The sequence below is a fragment of the Streptomyces sp. NPDC033216 genome (assembly GCF_055577115.1).
In genome coordinates, this window is the sequence record NZ_JBVIQK010000003.1 from 127,662 (window position 1) to 146,511 (window position 18,850).

Consider the following 18,850-nt stretch of genomic DNA (forward strand, 5'->3'; position numbering starts at 1 on the left):
AGGGTCTTTACTGAACAGTGGGTCAGTATCGAGAGCCCGGCGACGCCGTGTCAACGCGCTGCGTCCGCCTCCCCGACCAGGGCGGCCGGAGGTTCGTCGGACGGGCCGACCATAATGGGAATCCTCAGCGACTCCACCTGGAGGTACCGTGGCCGGATTCCGTTCCCTGAGCCCCGGGCTCCGCGCACTTCAGCCCGAGGCCTTCGGCGCGGACCCGAGCGGTGAGCGCATGGCGCGTATCCGCAGATCACCCCATTTCGAGGACGGGGTCTTCCAGAACCCCGGCGGCCCCGGCGCCCGGATCCGGCCCTCGGGCTCCGCGCTCGACTTCGCCAAGGCCTTCTTCGACAAGGACAGCCGTCCCCGGCGCGCCCCCATAGGCCCGATCCCGGTGTACCCCACCACCCTCGCCGACCTGGCCCGGCCGCCCGCCACGGGGCTGCGCCTGACCTGGTTGGGACATTCCAGTGTGCTCGCCGAGATCGACGGGCACCGGGTGCTGTTCGACCCCGTGTGGGGCGAACGCTGCTCCCCTGTCCCCTTCGCCGGCCCGAAGCGGCTGCACCCTGCCCCGCTGCCGCTTGCCGTGCTCGGCCCGGTCGACGTCGTCGTCATCTCGCACGACCACTACGACCACCTCGACCTGCCCACGATCAAGGCGCTGGCCGGTACCGACACCCTGTTCGCGGTGCCGCTCGGCGTCGGCGCCCATCTCGAACACTGGGGGGTGTCCGCGGACCGACTGCGCGAGCTGGACTGGCACGAGGCGACCGCGGTCGGGGGCCTCACCCTCACCGCCACCCCGGCCCGCCACTTCTGCGGCCGCGGTCTGCGCAACACCCAGCACACCCTGTGGGCCTCCTGGTCCGTCGCGGGTGACGAGCACCGGATCTTCCACAGTGGTGACACCGGTTACTTCGACGGCTTCAAGGACATCGGCGCCGCGTACGGACCGTTCGACGCCACGATGATCCAGATCGGGGCCTACTCGGACCTGTGGCCGGACATCCACATGACCCCCGAGGAGGGGGTGCGTGCCCACCTCGACCTCCAGGGCGGTCCGAGCGGGGTGATCCTGCCCATCCACTGGGCCACCTTCAATCTCGCCACGCACGCGTGGTCCGACCCCGGGGAGGGCACCCTGGCCGCCGCGGGCGCCGTCGGCACCCGGATCGCGCTGCCCCGTCCCGGCGAACCGTTCGAGCCGACCGCGGAGACCGTGCCCGCCGAGCCGTGGTGGCGCGCCGTGGCTCTCGCCCCGGCGGGCGGGTGGCCCGAACCGCGAGAGGAAGTCAAGGCCACAACCGATACCGAGAGTGACATCACGGCGAGCGCGGCCGAGGGTGGGGATGCCCCGGAGGTCGTTCCCGCGGGCTGACCGAACCATCCGGGCCGGACCCGGCCGTCCGTCGACGGGGGTCGGGGAGCGAACAGCTCTCCGGCCCCCGTCGCCCGTTTCCGACCGTCGCTGACCAGGTCTGATCGATTTTCCCATCTCAACTGGCAGGACGCCTCGCAGGTTCATCGGTCTGTCGTACGAAGCCTCATACCAGAGCGGGACTCTCCGTGGGGGACTTTGTCAACTGCCCATCGCGCACGATGGCTTGGCGACTACTGTGAGTGGCCGCTGGGTGAGAAGGGGCCTCAGAACCCCCGGCTTGCCCGACCGACACCGCGATGGCGCGAGCCCGAGGAGCGCACCCACGCGAGCCCCGGGCCCGACGGACAGTACGAGGACACCGATGTCTCACCTCCGCGCACCGGCCGCACGCGCAGACCGCCGTGAGGGCGGACGGCACGGACGGCCGGTCGCCCGCACCGCACCCGCACCGGCCGAGACGCACATACGGCCGCAGTTGCTGCGGCTCGCCGTGCTGCCCCCGATCGCCGTCGCCCTCAGCGCCTGCGCGGCCGTCCTCTTCGCCGTGCGCTCCACCGGCGCCCGGCCGGGACCGACCCTGTGGGCCGTCCTCGCCGGAGCCGTCGCGGTGACCGGGGTCGGCATCGTCGTCGCCGCCGTGGCCGCCGAGCGGGCCGCCCGCTCCGTCAGCGACCGCATCAGCGCCCTGCGCCGCAACAGCGCGCGCGACGAGGCCGACCTGCGGGCCCTGCTCGACGCGCTGCGCCGCGGCGAGGTCCCGCCGCAACGCAAGCCGCGGGGCGGCCCGCCCGCCGACGCCGACGAGTTCGAGCTGCTCGCCGCCGATCTGTCCCGCGCCCACGACGGGGCCGTCACCGCCGTCGTCCAGGCGGCCCAGCTCTCCAGCCAGACCGGCAGCGAACAGAAACTGGAGGTGTTCGTCAACCTCGCGCGGCGCCTTCAGTCCCTCGTGCACCGCGAGATCTCCACCCTGGACGAGCTGGAGAACGAGATCGAGGACCCCGATCTCCTCAAGGGCCTCTTCCACGTCGACCACCTCGCCACCCGTATGCGCCGGCACGCCGAGAACCTCGCCGTCCTCGGCGGCGCCGTCTCCCGGCGACAGTGGAGCAACCCGGTCTCCATGACCGAGGTGCTGCGCTCCGCCATCGCCGAGGTCGAGCAGTACTCGCGGGTCAGACTCGTCCCGCCGGTCGACGGCGAACTGCGCGGGCACGCCGTCGCCGACGTCATCCACCTGCTCGCCGAACTCGTCGAGAACGCCACGGTGTTCTCCGCCCCGCACACCCAGGTCCTGCTGCGCGCCAACCTGGTCACCTCCGGGCTCGCCGTCGAGGTCGAGGACCGCGGCCTCGGCATGCCCGTCGAGGAACAGCGCCGCATGAACGCGCTGCTCGCCGACCCCGACCAGGTCAATGTCGGCCGCCTGCTCGCCGACGGCCGCATCGGCCTCTACGTGGTCTCCCAGCTGGCCCGCCGCCACGGCATCCGGGTGCGGCTCCAGAACAACATCTACGGCGGCGTCCAGGCCGTACTCGTCGTGCCACAGGCCCTGCTGGGGCCGGCCGGGCTGCCGTCGCCGCAGACCGAGGAGACCGGCTCGGGCGCGGTGCCGGCGGGGACCGCGGGGGGACAGGCCCCGTGCGGCGGGGGGAGGCCGGCGCCGACTCCTCAGGCCCGCCCGCAGCCACCGGGCCAGCTCCAGCTCCAGGCAAACGGTCAGGGCCAGTCGCACGGTCGGCTCCAGGGTCAGCCACCGCTCCAACCCCACGATCAGGCCCCTGGCCGCACGGATCCGTACCCGCGGCCCGACTCACGCCCGCAGCCGCAACTCCAGCAGGAGACCCCGCCCCAGCCCCGGACGCCGGCGCTGACGAGTCGGCAGCCGCAGTCCCGGCCCCACCCCGCGGCCCGACCGCGGAGTACGCCGCAGCCCGCTCCCGAAGGGTCTCCGCAGGACGGCTGCGCCGCATCCACCCCCTTCGCCGCCCCGTCCCCGGTCCGGCATGACACCCCCCACGCGAACGGCGGCCGTCCGGCCCCGCTCCCCGTCCGCGGTGCGCACGAGGAGCGGCCCCATCCAGCCGAAGCCGTGCCCGGTGTCCGGCCCGGCGACCGGTCCACCGTGGAGGAGATCGCGGGTCTGGTGCCCGCCCCGCGCGCGAACGCGGTGCGCGGCACCATGGGCAAGCCCCAGCTGCCCCGCCGCCGCGCCCAGGAGCACATCGCACCCCAGCTGCGTGGTGGGCCCACCCCCCGTCAGGAGGCCGAGCGGTCCGCCGGGCACGACCCCGGTCTGATGGCCGCCTTCCAGCGCGGGGTCGGCCTCGCGGAGGCCCAGCAGAGCCTGGAGGCGGACACCTCGCCGGAACGGCCCGGCCCGGCCCCCGCGGACGTACAGCGCGCCTCCCCCACGCCCGAGGCCGGGGCACACACCGTGTACGGCCTCGCCGGTGGCCTCGACCACCGGCCCACCACCCGGCACGACGGGAGCGCACCAGCCGGATGAGCACCCCCCTCACCCCCACCCCCTTCACCCCCACCGCTCCCGCTGACCTTCGTACCCCAAGGAGTCGATCCACCATGGCGAGCGATGCCCCGACCGGCCATGTATCCGATCTCGACTGGCTGATGAGCGGCCTCGTGCAGCGTGTGCCCCACACCAGCAGCGCGGTCCTCCTGTCCTGCGACGGCCTCGTGAAGTCCGTCCACGGCCTCGACCACGACAGCGCCGACCACATGGCGGCGCTGGCCTCCGGGCTGTACTCGCTCGGCCGCAGCGCCGGGATCCGCTTCGGCGACGGCGGGGACGTACGGCAGGTCGTCGTCGAACTCGACTCGACGCTGCTGTTCGTCACCACCGCGGGTTCGGGCACCTGTCTCGCCGTGCTGGCGGGACGCGAGGCCGACGCCGCCGTGCTCGGCTACGAGATGTCGATGCTCGTCAAGAGCGTGCGGCCCTACCTGGTGACCGCGCCCCGGCAGCACCCCGTCGAACCCTCGGTGATGGGGCCTTGAGGGTGGCGGCGGCCGGCGACGGGCCCTGGCTCGACGACGCGGCCGGACGTCTGGTGCGCCCGTTCACGGTCAGCAACGGCCGCACCAGACCCACCGTCGCCCTCGATCTCCTGTCCCAGGTGCGGGCCACCGGGGCGACCCCCCTCGGCTATCTCGGGCCCGAGCACGCACAGGCACTGGACCTGTGCCGTGCTCCCGTCCCGGTCGCCGAGGTGGCCGCCCATCTGAGGCTGCCGGCGGCCGTCACCAAGGTGCTGCTGGCGGACCTCGTCGACTGCGGGGCGCTGACCACCAAGCCCCCCGAGTTCCACCACAGCCCCACCGACCGGGCCCTACTGGAGGCAGTGCTCGATGGACTACGACGACAGCTCTGACTACGACGACGGCTCCGACCCCTTCCCGACCGCGCTGAAGATCCTGGTCGCGGGCGGGTTCGGGGTCGGCAAGACCACGTTCGTCGGCGCGGTGAGCGAGATCGCGCCCCTGAGCACCGAGGAGCTGCTCACCACCGTCAGCGCCGCCACCGACAATCTCGACGGCATCGAGAACAAGATCGAGACGACCGTGGCCATGGACTTCGGCCGTATCAGCCTCGATCCCCAGCATGTCCTGTACCTGTTCGGCACCCCCGGACAGGAGAGGTTCTGGTTCATGTGGGACGAGCTGTCCGAGGGAGCCCTCGGCGCGGTCGTCCTCGCCGACACCCGCCGCCTTCAGGAGTGCTTCGCGGCAGTCGACTTCTTCGAGGAACGCGGCCTCGGCTTCATCGTCGCGGTCAACGAGTTCGACGGTGCCCACCGCTACGACCCCGAGGAGGTGCGCTCCGCCATCGACCTGGACCCGGCCATCCCCATCGTGCGCTGCGACGCCCGTATCTCCGCGTCCGGCGTGCAGACCCTGCTCACCCTCGTCCGCCACCTCATCGCCCACGCACCGGCGACACCCCAGCCGAGCCGCGGCGCCCACAGGTGATCCCCGCACCCCACACACCGGAGCCGCACATGCCGTACGCCCACAGCGACGGAGTCCGACCATGAGCTACGACCCGCCCCGCCCGGCCGGTCGACTGCTGCTCACCCCCGAGGACAGGGAAGCCCCCGCCCGCACCGCGAGGCTGCGCCGACTCGGCCTCGGGGAGCGGGCGGAGGCCGCCCTGGACGCCTTCGCGGACCGCCTCGCCGAGGTGACCGACGCGCCCTACGCGATGGTCAACTTCATCCACGAGGACCGGCAGTTCTTCGCCGGCCTGCACACCCCGCCCGGCGGCCGGGCCGCCCGCGGTGGCAAGCCGGAGGTGGGCCGCCGGCTGGCCCGCGAGTACGGCTACTGCCCGTACGTCGTCGTGCGCCGCAAGGCGCTGGTGCTGGAGGACGTCCGCGACTACCCGCGGTTCGCCGGCAACCCGGTCGTCGACGAGTACGGCATCCGCTCCTATCTCGGCGCCCCGCTGATCGACACGGCCGGTCTGGTCCTGGGCACGGTGTCCGTGACCGACCTGACGCCCCGACCCTGGGGCAGGGCGGGCCTGGAGACCATCAAGGCGACCGCGGCGGACCTCGCCGGGTGGCTGGAACACCGGGAGGCCGGCGGACCGCTCCTGTGGTGAGCCGAGCGGCCGGCCGGTGTCCGTCAGAAACCCCGCCAGACGTTGTCGAATGCGGCGTCCTCGACGGACCGCCGCTGCCGCACGGCCGTCAGCTCCGCCACCGCGTCGCCGACCGCGGCCAGCACCGTCACCTCGGCGTCGCTCAACGGGGACGGGAAGCCGTCCCCCCGCTCCTCGCGGAGACCGGCCGCGGTGGCCAGTCCGGCGAGGACGGGCTCGACCGAGGTCCAGCGCTCGGCGGCGTGGCGCCGGGCCGGTGAGTCCACCGCCTCGCTCCGGTCGGACCGTGCGGCGAGCCAGTGGCCACGCGGGCGGGTCAGTACCCCGTCGGCCTCCATCCGGGCGGTGTATGCCGACGCAAGCCCACGGCCGCGGCGCCACAGCCACTCCTCGACCGACTCGTACGGCTCCTGCCACGCCGACGAGGTCGCGGCCTCCGCCAGGAGGCGGTCGACCGGTGCCGGTGCCGGGCCGGGCGTCACCCGGTCGCCGTCGAGGACGAGCACGCCCGCCTCCACCAGATCGATCAGCTCGGCCCCCGCGAGGGCGAGCGAGAGCTCGCCCTGCTCGACGGGGCGCGCGGGCGGCACGTCGAGCGAGACGATCATCAGGTCCTGCGCCGTGGTCATGGGCTGCTCCCCGTCGGTCGATCCTCCCTCCAGAGTGGCACGGGAAACCGGGGCGTGAAGCGGAGCTGTGGCGCCGCTTAAGAAAGTCTCGATGGACCGCGCCGGCGCCGTACGGCAGATTGCTACCGGATTCCACCCCCTTCCCCCGGCCGCGGGCCGCTTCGGCATGCCCGGCGCGGGGGTCTCACCGTCAGGAGCCGTAGCGTTGAAGGCGCTGGTCAAGGAGAAGGCTGAGCCCGGACTGTGGCTCGCGGACGTGCCGGAGCCCACCGTCGGACCCGGTGACGTACTGATCAAGGTGCTGCGCACCGGCATCTGCGGAACGGATCTGCACATCCGGTCCTGGGACGGCTGGGCGCGGCAGGCGATCAGCACCCCCCTCGTGCTCGGTCACGAGTTCGTCGGCGAGGTCGTCGAGACCGGGCGGGACGTCGGCGACATCAAGGCCGGTGACCGGGTGAGCGGAGAGGGGCACCTCGTCTGCGGCCGGTGCCGCAACTGCCTCGCCGGGCGCCGCCACCTCTGCCGGGCCACCGTCGGGCTCGGGGTCGGCCGCGACGGCGCGTTCGCCGAGTACGTGGCACTGCCCGCCGCCAATGTCTGGGTGCACCGGGTCCCCGTCGACCTCGACGTGGCCGCGATCTTCGACCCGTTCGGCAACGCCGTCCACACCGCGCTGTCCTTCCCGCTGGTCGGCGAGGACGTGCTGATCACGGGGGCCGGACCGATCGGCCTGATGGCGGCCGCGGTCGCCCGGCACGCCGGCGCCCGCAACGTCGTCGTCACCGACGTCAGCGAGGAGCGCCTGCAACTCGCCCGCAAGATCGGTGCGAGCCTCGCCCTGAACGTCTCGCACGCGACCATCGCCGACGGACAGCGCGAGCTGGGCCTGCGCGAGGGCTTCGACATCGGCCTGGAGATGTCCGGCCGCCCCGAGGCGATGCGCGACATGATCGCCAACATGACGCACGGCGGCCGGATCGCCATGCTGGGCCTGCCCGCCGAGGAGTTCCCGGTCGACTGGGCCCGCGTCGTCACCTCGATGATCACCATCAAGGGCATCTACGGCCGCGAGATGTTCGAGACCTGGTACGCGATGTCGGTCCTGCTGGAGGGCGGCCTCGACCTCGCCCCGGTGATCACCGGCCGCTACGGCTACCGCGACTTCGAGGCGGCGTTCGCCGACGCGGCGAGCGGCACGGGCGGCAAGGTCATCCTCGACTGGACCGCTTGATTCCACCCCGGTTCGCCTCCGGGACGCCAATGCCGTGTCGGGAGCCGGACGGCGCTCGGCCCTCGGGCCTCCGCTCGTCCGCGCTCCCTGCACGGGCGCGCCCCTTCGGCTCACTCGCTCATCGCACCCCTGGAGTTCCCGATGTTCCACTCTGTCCGCGACGACCTGCGCGCCACCCTCGACGAGATCCGCGCCGCCGGCCTGCACAAGCCCGAGCGCGTCATCGGCAGTCCGCAGTCCGCCACCGTCGCCGTCACCGCGGGCGGCCGGCCCGGCGAGGTCCTCAACTTCTGCGCCAACAACTACCTCGGCCTCGCCGACCACCCCGAGGTGATCGCCGCCGCCCACGAGGCCCTGGACCGCTGGGGCTACGGCATGGCGTCCGTGCGGTTCATCTGCGGCACCCAGGAGGTGCACAAGGAGCTGGAGGCGCGGCTGTCGGCCTTCCTCGGCCAGGAGGACACGATCCTGTACTCCTCCTGCTTCGACGCCAACGGCGGAGTCTTCGAGACACTCCTCGGCCCCGAGGACGCGGTGATCTCCGACGCCCTCAACCACGCCTCCATCATCGACGGCATCCGGCTGTCCAAGGCCCGCCGCCTCCGCTACGCCAACCGTGACCTGGCCGACCTGGAACGGCAGTTGAAGGACGCCTCCGACGCGCGCCGCCGGCTGATCGTCACCGACGGCGTCTTCTCCATGGACGGCTACGTCGCCCCCCTCGCCGAGATCTGCGACCTCGCCGACCGCTACGACGCGATGGTCATGGTCGACGACTCCCACGCCGTCGGCTTCGTCGGCCCCGGCGGCCGCGGCACCCCCGAGCTGCACGGCGTGATGGACCGCGTCGACATCATCACCGGCACCCTCGGCAAGGCCCTCGGCGGTGCCTCCGGCGGTTACGTCGCCGCCCGCGCCGAGATCGTGGCGCTCCTGCGTCAGCGCTCCCGCCCGTACCTGTTCTCCAACACCCTCGCCCCGGTCATCGCCGCCGCCTCCCTCAAGGTCCTGGACCTGTTGGAGTCGGCCGACGAGCTGCGCGTCCGGCTCGCCGAGAACACGGCCCTGTTCCGCCGTCGGATGACGCAGGAGGGCTTCGACGTCCTGGCCGGCGACCACGCCATCGCGCCCGTGATGATCGGTGACGCGGCGCGGGCGAGCCGTATGGCCGAGCTGCTGCTGGAGCGCGGTGTGTACGTGATCGGCTTCTCCTACCCGGTCGTTCCGCAGGGCCAGGCCCGCATCCGGGTCCAGCTCTCGGCCGCGCACTCCACGGCCGACGTCGACCGTGCCGTGGACGCCTTCGTGGCGGCGCGGGCGGAACTGGAGGCCTGAGCCGGCCACCTTGGACATATTGCGATAATCGATCCCATGATCGAAGCGCGGCGGCTCCACATCCTCCGTGCGGTGGCCGACCACCGCACGGTGACGGCGGCTGCCGCCGCGCTGTACCTCACCCCCTCGGCCGTCTCCCAGCAGCTCACCGCCCTGGAGCAGGAGACCGGCCACCGCCTGGTGGAACGCGGCGCCAGGGGGGTACGGCTCACCCCGGCCGGCGAGATCCTGCTCGCCCACACCCACGCGGTCCTCGCCCAGCTGGAGCGGGCGGAGGCGGAGCTGGCCGCCTACGGCTCGGGCGCGGCCGGCACGGTCACCGTCGCCGCCTTCGCCACCGGGATCGCCCTGGTCGTCGCGCCCGCCGTGGCCCGGCTCGCCGGCACCGATCCGGGGATCCGGATCCGCGTCCAGGACGCCGAGGGCGACGCCAGCCTGCCGATGGTCCTCGACCGGCAGGTGGACATCGCCGTGGCCGTCGAGTACCGCGGGGCACCCGCCGCCGACGACCCGCGCCTCGCGCACGTCCCGCTCTACGCCGAGCCCTTCGACGCGGTCGTACCGGTCACCCACCGCCTCGCCGAGTGCGTGGAGGTCCCGCTGGCCGAGCTGGCCAAGGACCCGTGGATCGGCCCGTACCCCGGCAACCCCTGCCACGACGTGGTCGTCCTGGCCTGTGAGCACGCCGGCTTCCAGCCCCGTCTGGAGCACTCCTCGGACGACTTCCGCGCGGTCGTGGCACTGGCCTCGGCCGACGCGGGCGTGGCGCTGGTCCCGCGTTCGGCACTGCGCGGCATGGACCTGGCCGGCGTGGTCGTCCGCCCGGTCGACGGGGCGGCCCCGACCCGCAGGGTCTTCGCGGCCGTCCGGCGCGGCGCGGAGGAACATCCGCTGATCCGCCCGGTGCTGGAGGCGCTGGAGGAGGTCACCCCCACCTGATCCTCCCGCATGTGGGATAGCATCCCGGATATGAAACAGCCTGTCGAGGACGAGGTCGACGCCCGGCTGGCCGCCCGCCTGGCCGAGCTGCGCGCCGAGCGGGGCTGGTCGCTGGGGGAGCTGTCCGAGCGCAGCGGAGTGAGCCGCTCCACCCTCTCCCGCGCCGAGCGCGCCGAGATCAGCCCGACCGCCGCCCTGCTCAACCGGCTGTGCCGGGCCTATGGACGGACCATGTCCCGGCTGCTCAGCGAGGTCGAGGCGGAAGCCGAGCCGGCCCCCCTGGTGCGGGCCGGTGAGCAGCCCGTCTGGGCGGACCGCGCCTCCGGGTTCGTCCGGCGCTCCGTCTCGCCGCCCCACCCCGGACTGCGCGGCGAACTCGTCGAGGGCCGGCTGGCCGCGGGCGCCGACCTCGCCTACGACCGGCCTTCCGTGCCCGGCCTGGAACAGCACATCTGGGTACGGGAGGGCGCCCTCGAGTTGACGGCGCAGGGCGCCGAGCACCGCCTGGACGTCGGTGACTGCCTACGGATGCGGGTGTGGGGTCCGACACGGTTCCGGTGCGTGGGCGACCAGGAGGCGCGGTACGTGCTGGCGGTGGTGCTGCCATGACGGCGACCAGGCTCGACGCCCCCCGACTCCTCGCACGGGCGAGCGCGTTGGCCGACCTGCTGGTCGACACGGTGGACGCGGGCGCCTCCGTCGGCTTCCTCGCCCCGCTCGACCGCGCCGAGGCCCTCGCCTGGTGGGAGGGGCGCGCGGCGGGGGTCGCCGCCGGGCGGCTGTCGGTCTGGGCGGCCCTCGACGGCGACCGGGTCACCGGCACCGTCACCCTGGCCTTCCCCGACAAGCCCAACAGCCGCCACCGTGCCGAACTCGTCAAGCTGATGGTCCACCGGGACGCCCGGGGACAGGGACTGGGACGCCGGCTGCTGGCCACCGCCGAGGACGCCGCCGCCGCGGCCGGTGTCACCCTGCTCCACCTCGACACCGAGACCGACAGCCCCGCCGAACACCTCTACCGCACCGCCGGATGGACCAGGGCCGGGGTCATCCCCGACTACGCCACCGATCCGTCCGGCGTCCTGCGGCCGACGACCCTGTACTACAAACACCTCGCCACAAGGTGACTGTCAGTGCCTGCCGCTACCGTGCGGAGCATGCCGGACGCCGAAGACGTACGCCGTGTCGCCCTGTCCCTGCCGGACGCGACGGAGAAGACCGCGTGGAACATGCCCACGTTCCGGGTCGCGGGAAAGATGTTCGCCACCCTGCCCGAGGACGAGACCTCCCTCGCCGTGCGCTGCCCCAAGGAGGAGCGCGACGAACTGGCCGTCGCCGAGCCGGGGAAGTTCTGGATCGCCGACCACGAGGCCCAGTTCGCCTGGGTCCGGGTCCGGCTGGCCGCCCTGGAGGACGAGGCCGAGCTGCGGGACATCCTCGCCGACTCCTGGCGCCAGGCCGCCCCGACACACCTGCTGGAGGCGCATCCGGGACTGGGGGTCCCGGGGGAGGGCTGAGAGACGGCCGGGAGGCGTCGCCGGGTGGGGCCGCCTCAACACGTGCGCGATCACCGACCCGAGTGCGGTATTGTTGCCCTGCACGTCCGGCCGGGCGAAACCCCAGGTCAGATGGGCAACGGGACGTGGCGCAGCTTGGTAGCGCACTTGACTGGGGGTCAAGGGGTCGCAGGTTCAAATCCTGTCGTCCCGACTTTGCGAAGTCGCGGATCGGAGGCCGTCTTCTCAGCGATGAGAAGACGGCCTCTGTCGTGTCTGCGGCCGGTCGGGTCCGGGCGAGGCGGTCGGAGCGAGGTGGGACGGTCGGGCAGCCCGGACGTCGTCGTCCGACGTCAGGCGGCCCTGTCGAGCACCTCGTCGACCAGCTTCTTGTCCAGCGCGGCCCGCACCAACGCGGCGGCGAGTTCGGCCGGTTGGGTGCGCGGGGCCAGTTCGACCAGTCGGTCCGGGTCGTCCGGAAGGCCGAGCCGGCGCGCGCCCTCCAGGGCCTTCGCGTCGATGTACGGTGCCGCCTCGGGCCAGACGCTCTGGACCTCGCGCAGGAAGATGTCCGCCCCGGTGGGTCCGATCCCCGTCACCTCCTGGAGCAGGCGACGCAGCCGCGAGACGTCCCCGCCGGCCTCCTCCCTCAGGCGTCGCAGGTCACCGCCCCAACGCTTCGTCAACAGCTCGGCCGCTTCGCCGAGCTGGGTCGCCGTGCGTTCGTCATAGCGGCGGTATCCGCCGCGACCCAGGGCGTCGACGCGCTGCTGCCAGGTCGACGCGGTCATGCGACGGGGGTCGCGCAGGCCCGCGGCGTGCAGGGCCCGGGCGGCCGCGACGGCGGTGGAGGCGCGGATCCGCGCGCTGAGCAGGTGAGCCAGGACAAGGGTGCGGTACAGGGGCTGCGGGGTGTTCCTCAACCGGATGCCCGCCTCCGCCGCGTAGGTCCGGCCGTACGAGGAGACCAGTTCCCCGACGACGTGTCGCTGCCTGTCGCTCATGGTTCATGCCAGTCCTGTGCGGTGCGGCCCTCTGCGCCATCTCCCTGCCTCCTCGGCGGGTGCCCGCGAGGCACGGCCGGAAACCGGGGCGGCCCGGTCGCGTTCCGGGGGCGCACGGGAGTACCGGTGCCGTTCGGTGCGTAATTCCTTGGACGCCGTCGGAGCCGTCGCGCCACACTGCGAAGACCGGTCCGACGGCTGCCGGACGACCGCACGGGGTGGGGATGGGATCGTCTGAATCGCGCAAGGTCATGCCCGGAAAGGGCTCCGTACTGCTGGCACTGCGCTTCTACGGACGCGAGCTGGCCCGTCTTCGGTGGCTGACCGCTCCCGCGATGCTGTTGCCGGCGCTCGGCAACATCGGCATCAACTACATCGCTCCGCTGGTCGTCGCCAAACTCGTCGCGCGGCTGGCCGGGGACCCGGACATCGGGGTCGGCCCGGCCCTGCCGTACGTCCTCGGCTTCGTCGGTGTCCTGCTGCTCGCGGAGGCGCTGTGGCGGGTCGGGCTGCACTGTCTCAACCGCCTCGACGCGCTCGGCATCGAGCACCTGTACGTGATCGGCGTGGACGCCCTGTTCGCCAAGGACGCCACGTTCTTCCACGACAACTTCGCCGGGTCGCTGACCAAGCGGGTGCTGAGTTTCGCCGCCCGCTACGAGGAGTTCGTCGACACGGTGACGTTCCGGATCGTGGGCAGTCTGGTGCCGCTGCTGTTCGGCTCGGTGGTGCTGTGGCGCTACGAGCCGCTGCTCGTGGTGGGACTGCTGGCGATGATCGCCGTGACGGCGCTGTGCGTGGTGCCGCTGATCCGCCGCCGCCAGGCCCTCGTCGCCGAGCGCGAGGAGGCGATCGCACGGGTCTCCGGCCATGTCGCCGACAGCCTGATGAACATGGACACGGTCCGCGCGTTCGCGGCGGAGGAACGGGAGGCCGCCGAGCACCGCTCCCGGGTCGCGGTGTCCCGGCGGCTCACGCTGAGGTCGTGGGACTACGGCAATCTGCGCATCGACACCCTGGTGGCGCCGATGTCCGTGCTGACCAACGCGCTGGGCCTGCTGCTCGCGGTCGCGCTCGGCGGGGGCGGCCAGGGCGTGGAGGCGGTCGTGGTGGCCTTCATGTACTACTCCAACGCGACGCGGATCATGTTCGAGTTCAACCAGATCTACCGCCGTCTGGAGAGTTCGATGACGGAGGCCGCGCAGTTCACCGAGCTGCTGCTGGTACCGCCGACCGTCCTCGACCCGGAGACGCCGGAGCCACTGCGGCCGGCCGCCGCCGACGTCCGCTTCGAGCGGGTGACCTTCGCCCACAGCGGCGCGGAGCCGCTCTTCCAAGGGCTCGAACTGGCCGTGCCCAGCGGGGCGAAGCTCGGCCTGGTCGGCCGGTCCGGCGGCGGCAAGACCACGCTGACCCGGCTCCTGCTGCGGATGACGGACCTCGACGGCGGGCGCATCCTCGTCGGCGGCCAGGACATCAGCCGGCTGCGCCAGGCAGACCTGCGCAGTCTGATGGCCTACGTCCCGCAGGACCCGGCGATGTTTCACCGCACGCTGCGGGAGAACATCGCCTTCGCCCGGCCGGACGCCACCGAGGCCGAGATCCGCCGCGCGGCCGAGGCGGCCCATGTCACCGAGTTCGCGGACGCGTTGCCGGAGGGCTTCGACACCCTGGTCGGCGAGCGCGGCGTCAAGCTGTCCGGCGGACAGCGTCAGCGGGTCGCGCTCGCCCGCGCGATCCTGCGCGACGCGCCGATCCTGCTGCTCGACGAGGCGACCAGCGCGCTGGACTCCGAGAGCGAGATCCTCGTCCAGGAGGCGTTGTGGCGGCTCATGGAGGGGCGCACGGCGCTGGTGGTCGCGCACCGGCTGAGCACCGTCGCCGGGATGGACAGCCTGGTCGTCCTGGACCGCGGCCGGATCGTGGAGCAGGGCACCCACCAGGAACTGCTCGCCTCGGACGGCACCTACGCCAAGCTGTGGCAGCACCAGTCGGGCGGCTTCCTCGACGACAGCTCCGCGCGGGCGGCCGACCTGCTGTGACCAGCGGCCCCGCGAGCGAGCCGCGATCGGCACGGGAGGCCCTGGTCACCTACGGCCGCGTGCCGGGCGGGGCGGGCTGATGAACTGGAGTTCCAGGGTGGCCGGGGGCGCGGCGACGCCCGGGCCGCCCGCCGCCGCCCAGGTCAGGATCTCCTCGGTGCAGTCGTCGTCCATGGCGAAACCGATCCAGGTGGCCCGGCCGCCCGCCCGGCGACCCGCGCCGGACGGCTGGACGACGATCACGTTGGCCTGGTCGCACGGGCCCAGGCAGTCCGTCGTACGGACCTCGAAGCGGCCCGCCGACGCGGCGGCCGCCGCGCGCAGACGCTCCAGTTGCCAGGCGTGGTCGTAGCCGGGGTGCTTGCGGGTGTCACCGCAGCAGCAGCCCCGGCACACCACGAGGGTGCACGGTCGGCGCGCGGCGGCGCCGACCGACACCACGCGCTGGGCCGGCAGGGCGGAACGGGTTCCCACGCCGGTCAGGACGCCGACTGGCCGACGTGGGCCAGCGCCTGCCGCACCAGGAAGCCGTGTCCGCCCGGCATCTCGCTCTGCACCGCGGGGGAGACCGCCTCCTGCGGGTCGAACCACACCAGGTCGAGGGCGTCCTGCCGGGGCCGGCAGTCCCCGGTCACCGGCACGATGTACGCCAGCGACACCGCGTGCTGACGTGGGTCGTGGTACGGCGTGATGCCCTGCGTCGGGAAGTACTCCGCGACCGTGAAGGGCTGGAGGGACGCCGGGACCCGGGGCAGCGCCATCGGGCCGAGGTCCTTCTCCAGGTGCCGCAGCAGGGCGTCGCGGACCCGCTCGTGGTGCAGGACCCGGCCCGAGACCAGGGTGCGGCTGACATTGCCGTCCGGTCCTATCCGGAGCAGCAGGCCGATCTTGGTGACTTCGCCGCTGTCGTCGACGCGCACGGGCACGGCCTCGACGTACAGGATCGGCATGCGGGAGCGGGCGAGTTCGAGATCGTCCTGGCTCAGCCAGCCGGGCGTGGTATCGGTCAAGTCTGACATTGCTTGATCATACTTTCAGTCTGTCGGGAAGCCGGTGAACCCGGCGGGCTGTGCCCACCCCCGTCCACCGCGCCGGGAGCGGCACGGTGATCGTGCCCGCGACGAGGCGCGGTCAGTCCGCCGCCCGGGCCGGATCCCGTCGCGCACGCCGTCGGGAATCCGGCGGTGTACTCGCTCGGCTCCACCTGCCGGAGATCGCGCCGCCAGCCGGTCCGGGGCTTTCCCGGGCCGCGGGAACGAACGCGCCGGACGTCGCCGAGCCCGGGCCGGGCGGCACCGCGATCTCGACGCACAGCTGAAAGCGCCCCCTCGCCGGCGAGGCCGTACGCTGCCGCGCCGGTCAGGGTTTCACGGCCACCGCGCCGTACTGCGGCACCACGGCGCCCCCGCCGTCCCCGGCGCGCCAGCGGGAGCAGGACACCATGCCCGGCTCCAGCAGGTCCAGACCCGCGAAGAACGCGGCGATCTCCTCGCCGCCCCGTGCGGTGATCGGCGGGGTGGCGTTCTCGTTCCAGAACTCCATCGCCGGGATCTGGCCCTCGCCGCCCAGCGCGCTGTCGTGGGTGGGGTGCGTCAGGACCAGGTGGCTGCCCGAGGGCACCGCCGCCATGACCTGGCGGACGATGTCCCGCGCGGTCTCCCCGTCCAGGACGAAGTTGAGGATGCCGAGCATCATCACCGCCACCGGCCGACGGAGGTCCAGGGTGCCGGCGGCGCGTTCGATGACCGCGGCAGGGTCGCGGACGTCGGCTTCGAGGTAGCGGGTGACACCCTCGGGTGTGCCGGTCAGCAGGGTGCGGGCGTGCGCCAGGACGACCGGGTCGTTGTCGACGTAGACGACGCGCGCGTCCGGCGCGATGCGCTGGGCGATCTCATGGGTGTTGTCGCCGGTCGGCAGCCCGGTGCCGAGGTCGAGGAACTGACGCGCACCGCGCTCCGCGGCCAGGAAGGCGACCGCCCGCCGCAGGAACAGGCGGTCCGCGCGCGCGATCTCCCGGATCAGCGGGAACATCCCGGCGACCTGGTCGCCGACGCGACGGTCCACCTCGTAGGTGTCCTCGCCGCCGATCCAGTGGTTCCACACACGCGCGTTGTGCGCCACCGTGGTGTCCACCCGTGCCGGTCCGCCCGTCGGCCTGCGGTCCTCGCCCACGTCCCCCCGCTCCCTCGTGCGTCCCGCCCGTGTCCGCCGCCATTGTGCCGCCGGGCGGTCACGCTGTCCCGGGATCGGGCGCAACCGTGGTCCCGCGCCGGGTGGGCCGGAGGGTCGGCTCGGGTCCCCGGTAGGGTGACGATCCGGTCCACCCGTACAGGAAGCAGGACATGCCCTCCTCGCACGCCCCCCGGCTGACCGCTGTCGAGCCGTCGCCGGGCAGCGCCGACATCCGTCTCGTCGTCACCGACATGGACGGCACGCTGCTCGACGACGACAAGCGGACACCCGAGGGGCTCTGGGAGGTCCTCGCGCTGCTGCGGGAGCGGGGCGTGCTGTTCAGCCCCGCCAGCGGTCGGCAGTACGCGACGCTGGCGCGGGAGTTCGCCGACGTCGCCGACGGAATGGTCTTCATAGCGGAGAACGGCACCTACGTCGTCCGCGACGGCCAGGAACTCAGTTCGGACCCGCTGGACCCCGCCGTCGTCATCCGGCTCGTGGAGGCCGTGCGGCGGCTCGTGGCGGGCGGGGCGGACATCGGGGCGGTCGTCTGCGGGAAGCGTTCCGCGTACGTCGAGCGGTCCGACGAGGCCTTCCTGGCGGAGGTCGGCCGTTACTACCTGAGCCACCAGGTCGTCGGGGACGTCGCCGCCGTCGAGGACGACGTCATCAAGGTCGCCCTGTTCGACTTCGGGTCGGTGGAGGACACCACCGCGCCGGCTCTGGCACCGTTCGCGGACACGCACCAGGTCGTCGTCTCGGGCGAACACTGGGTCGACGTCATGAACCGCACGGCCGGCAAGGGTGCCGCGCTGCGCCGGCTCCAGCGGGAGCTGGGCATCACGCCCGCGCAGACCGCGGTGTTCGGCGACTACCTCAACGACCTGGAGATGCTCGACGCCGCCGACTGGTCCTTCGCCATGGCCAACGCCCACCCGGATGTCGTGCGGCGGGCCCGCCACCGGGCCCCCTCCAACAACGACAACGGTGTCCTGCGCACCCTGGTCCGCCTCCTCGACCTGCCGGTGACCGGACTCTGACCCGGCCCCTCGGGACCCCGGCCGCCGGCCGGGTCGGGCCGGTCAGGGGCGTCCGGGCGTGGGCCGGGCCAGGCACCTCGGCGGGGGGCGGCCGATCGTCATGGGCCGGTGGCGCGGACCGGTGTCCTTGCGGACCGGGCGCCGGTCAGTTGTCGCGCGGCCAGTTCTCCGCCTCGAACATCCAGCGCTGCTTCTCCAGCTCGGCGGTGATGCCGATCAGCAGGTCCTGCGTGACCGGGTCGGCCTTCTCGGTCGTCTCGATCCGCTCCCGCAGCCGGCCGATGGCCGCGCCCAGTGTCTGCGCGATCAACTCGACCACGTCCTCGTCGCGCAGCCAGCCGTCCTTGGGGGAGGGCAGCGTGAACGCCGAGGCGATCGTCTCCGGGCGGCCGTCCGGCGGCAGCCCGAGAGCGGCGGCACGCTCCGCCACCGTGTCGGCGTACGAGCGGGTGGTGGTGACCACCTCGTCGAGCTGGAGATGGATCGAGCGGAAACGCGGGCCGACGATGTTCCAGTGCGCCTGCTTGCCGATCAGGGAGATGCCCAGCAGATCGACCAGGGTGCTCTGGAGGGCGTCGAAGGCGACCTGGCGGGCCGGTTCGGGCAGAGGGCTCTTCACGACAGTCATACGGAGGTCCTCCTTCTCACGTCGTCTCGTGCGGTACGGAGCAGGTCGCCGCGTTCCGCCTCCTCGGTACCGCCCCACACCCCGGAGGTCTGCCCGCTGACGAGGGCGTAGTCCAGGCAGTCGGCGGTCACCGGGCAGCGGGCACAGACCTCCTTGGCGGCCGCGATGTCCCGCAGCGCCGGTCCGGACGTACCCACGGGAAAGAACAGTTCGGGGTCCTCCCCGACGCAGGCGGCACCGCGCAACCACTCCATGGGGCGCGGGTGCCCAGGGCGTATCACCGCAAACACGGTCCGGGCGTGCGGCGGGCGCGGTTCGCGGGACCT

21 protein-coding genes and 1 tRNA gene are annotated in these 18,850 nt (G+C 72.9%); 15 read left to right on the forward strand and 7 right to left on the reverse strand.

What is annotated here, in order from left to right; all coding sequences use genetic code 11:
* Positions 1 to 148: 148 nt before the first annotated feature.
* From ACZ5Y0_RS07255 to ACZ5Y0_RS07280, 6 genes are all read left to right on the forward strand, one after another.
* Positions 149 to 1,378, forward strand: a complete 1,230-nt coding sequence (locus ACZ5Y0_RS07255; protein ID WP_469127631.1) for an MBL fold metallo-hydrolase — start codon at positions 149 to 151, stop codon at positions 1,376 to 1,378.
* A gap of 364 nt (positions 1,379 to 1,742) precedes the next feature.
* The gene (locus ACZ5Y0_RS07260; RefSeq protein ID WP_469127632.1) at positions 1,743 to 3,890 is read left to right on the forward strand and encodes a sensor histidine kinase; all 2,148 of its coding nucleotides are present in this window, start codon (positions 1,743 to 1,745) and stop codon (positions 3,888 to 3,890) included.
* Positions 3,891 to 3,964: 74 nt separating this feature from the next.
* On the forward strand, positions 3,965 to 4,399 hold the full coding sequence (locus tag ACZ5Y0_RS07265; protein WP_469127633.1) for a roadblock/LC7 domain-containing protein: 435 nt from the start codon (positions 3,965 to 3,967) through the stop codon (positions 4,397 to 4,399).
* A gap of 2 nt (positions 4,400 to 4,401) precedes the next feature.
* On the forward strand, positions 4,402 to 4,773 hold the full coding sequence (locus tag ACZ5Y0_RS07270; protein WP_469127634.1) for a DUF742 domain-containing protein: 372 nt from the start codon (positions 4,402 to 4,404) through the stop codon (positions 4,771 to 4,773).
* On the forward strand, positions 4,751 to 5,371 hold the full coding sequence (locus ACZ5Y0_RS07275) for a GTP-binding protein (protein ID WP_469127635.1): 621 nt from the start codon (positions 4,751 to 4,753) through the stop codon (positions 5,369 to 5,371). The genes ACZ5Y0_RS07270 and ACZ5Y0_RS07275 overlap by 23 nt, the downstream gene beginning before the upstream one ends.
* Before the next feature lie 61 nt (positions 5,372 to 5,432).
* Positions 5,433 to 6,005, forward strand: a complete 573-nt coding sequence (locus ACZ5Y0_RS07280) for a GAF domain-containing protein (protein WP_469127636.1) — start codon at positions 5,433 to 5,435, stop codon at positions 6,003 to 6,005.
* Positions 6,006 to 6,028: 23 nt separating this feature from the next.
* Here the strand turns inward: ACZ5Y0_RS07280 and ACZ5Y0_RS07285 are convergent, their stop codons facing one another.
* Positions 6,029 to 6,634 carry a GOLPH3/VPS74 family protein gene (locus ACZ5Y0_RS07285; RefSeq protein ID WP_469127637.1) on the reverse strand — a complete coding sequence of 202 codons (606 nt, stop codon included), beginning with the start codon at positions 6,632 to 6,634 and terminating at the stop codon, positions 6,029 to 6,031.
* Positions 6,635 to 6,839: 205 nt separating this feature from the next.
* Here ACZ5Y0_RS07285 and tdh point away from each other — a divergent pair, with 205 nt between their 5' ends.
* The 7 genes from tdh (at position 6,840) to ACZ5Y0_RS07320 (ending at position 11,852) form a co-directional block, all read left to right on the forward strand.
* Positions 6,840 to 7,868, forward strand: coding sequence for an L-threonine 3-dehydrogenase (gene tdh, locus ACZ5Y0_RS07290; RefSeq protein WP_469128021.1), 1,029 nt, complete (start codon positions 6,840 to 6,842; stop codon positions 7,866 to 7,868).
* A gap of 141 nt (positions 7,869 to 8,009) precedes the next feature.
* On the forward strand, positions 8,010 to 9,203 hold the full coding sequence (locus tag ACZ5Y0_RS07295) for a glycine C-acetyltransferase (protein WP_469127638.1): 1,194 nt from the start codon (positions 8,010 to 8,012) through the stop codon (positions 9,201 to 9,203).
* Positions 9,204 to 9,239: 36 nt separating this feature from the next.
* Positions 9,240 to 10,142, forward strand: a complete 903-nt coding sequence (locus ACZ5Y0_RS07300) for a LysR family transcriptional regulator (RefSeq protein WP_469127639.1) — start codon at positions 9,240 to 9,242, stop codon at positions 10,140 to 10,142.
* A 30-nt stretch (positions 10,143 to 10,172) separates the two neighbouring features.
* On the forward strand, positions 10,173 to 10,751 hold the full coding sequence (locus tag ACZ5Y0_RS07305; protein WP_469127640.1) for a helix-turn-helix domain-containing protein: 579 nt from the start codon (positions 10,173 to 10,175) through the stop codon (positions 10,749 to 10,751).
* Positions 10,748 to 11,269 (forward strand): GNAT family N-acetyltransferase, encoded by a 522-nt coding sequence (locus ACZ5Y0_RS07310; protein ID WP_469127641.1) that lies wholly within the window; start codon positions 10,748 to 10,750, stop codon positions 11,267 to 11,269. The genes ACZ5Y0_RS07305 and ACZ5Y0_RS07310 overlap by 4 nt, the downstream gene beginning before the upstream one ends.
* A 30-nt stretch (positions 11,270 to 11,299) precedes the next feature.
* Positions 11,300 to 11,659: an MmcQ/YjbR family DNA-binding protein gene (locus ACZ5Y0_RS07315; protein ID WP_469127642.1), complete on the forward strand. Its 360-nt coding sequence runs from the start codon at positions 11,300 to 11,302 to the stop codon at positions 11,657 to 11,659.
* Positions 11,660 to 11,778: 119 nt separating this feature from the next.
* A tRNA-Pro gene (locus ACZ5Y0_RS07320) sits at positions 11,779 to 11,852 on the forward strand.
* A 139-nt stretch (positions 11,853 to 11,991) separates the two neighbouring features.
* Here the strand turns inward: ACZ5Y0_RS07320 and ACZ5Y0_RS07325 are convergent.
* Positions 11,992 to 12,642 carry an endonuclease gene (locus ACZ5Y0_RS07325; protein WP_469127643.1) on the reverse strand — a complete coding sequence of 217 codons (651 nt, stop codon included), beginning with the start codon at positions 12,640 to 12,642 and terminating at the stop codon, positions 11,992 to 11,994.
* 224 nt (positions 12,643 to 12,866) lie between these two features.
* On the opposite strand from ACZ5Y0_RS07325, the gene ACZ5Y0_RS07330 reads away from it, so the two are divergent.
* Positions 12,867 to 14,684: an ABC transporter ATP-binding protein gene (locus ACZ5Y0_RS07330; RefSeq protein ID WP_469127644.1), complete on the forward strand. Its 1,818-nt coding sequence runs from the start codon at positions 12,867 to 12,869 to the stop codon at positions 14,682 to 14,684.
* 45 nt (positions 14,685 to 14,729) lie between these two features.
* Here the strand turns inward: ACZ5Y0_RS07330 and ACZ5Y0_RS07335 are convergent, their stop codons facing one another.
* The 3 genes from ACZ5Y0_RS07335 to ACZ5Y0_RS07345 all read right to left on the reverse strand — a co-directional run bounded on the left by ACZ5Y0_RS07335 (position 14,730) and on the right by ACZ5Y0_RS07345 (position 16,856).
* Positions 14,730 to 15,158, reverse strand: coding sequence for a (2Fe-2S) ferredoxin domain-containing protein (locus tag ACZ5Y0_RS07335; protein ID WP_469127645.1), 429 nt, complete (start codon positions 15,156 to 15,158; stop codon positions 14,730 to 14,732).
* A 5-nt stretch (positions 15,159 to 15,163) separates the two neighbouring features.
* Positions 15,164 to 15,703 carry an NUDIX hydrolase family protein gene (locus ACZ5Y0_RS07340; RefSeq protein WP_469127646.1) on the reverse strand — a complete coding sequence of 180 codons (540 nt, stop codon included), beginning with the start codon at positions 15,701 to 15,703 and terminating at the stop codon, positions 15,164 to 15,166.
* A gap of 340 nt (positions 15,704 to 16,043) precedes the next feature.
* Positions 16,044 to 16,856, reverse strand: a complete 813-nt coding sequence (locus ACZ5Y0_RS07345; RefSeq protein ID WP_469127647.1) for an SAM-dependent methyltransferase — start codon at positions 16,854 to 16,856, stop codon at positions 16,044 to 16,046.
* Positions 16,857 to 17,026: 170 nt separating this feature from the next.
* Here ACZ5Y0_RS07345 and ACZ5Y0_RS07350 point away from each other — a divergent pair, with 170 nt between their 5' ends.
* Positions 17,027 to 17,896, forward strand: a complete 870-nt coding sequence (locus ACZ5Y0_RS07350) for a Cof-type HAD-IIB family hydrolase (RefSeq protein WP_469127648.1) — start codon at positions 17,027 to 17,029, stop codon at positions 17,894 to 17,896.
* Between the two features lie 145 nt (positions 17,897 to 18,041).
* On the opposite strand, the gene ACZ5Y0_RS07355 is transcribed toward ACZ5Y0_RS07350, so the two are convergent.
* Together ACZ5Y0_RS07355 and ACZ5Y0_RS07360 are read right to left on the reverse strand one after the other, a co-directional pair.
* On the reverse strand, positions 18,042 to 18,524 hold the full coding sequence (locus ACZ5Y0_RS07355) for a Dps family protein (protein WP_469127649.1): 483 nt from the start codon (positions 18,522 to 18,524) through the stop codon (positions 18,042 to 18,044).
* Positions 18,521 to 18,778, reverse strand: a complete 258-nt coding sequence (locus ACZ5Y0_RS07360) for a WhiB family transcriptional regulator (protein WP_469127650.1) — start codon at positions 18,776 to 18,778, stop codon at positions 18,521 to 18,523. The genes ACZ5Y0_RS07355 and ACZ5Y0_RS07360 overlap by 4 nt, the downstream gene beginning before the upstream one ends.
* Positions 18,779 to 18,850: the final 72 nt, after the last annotated feature.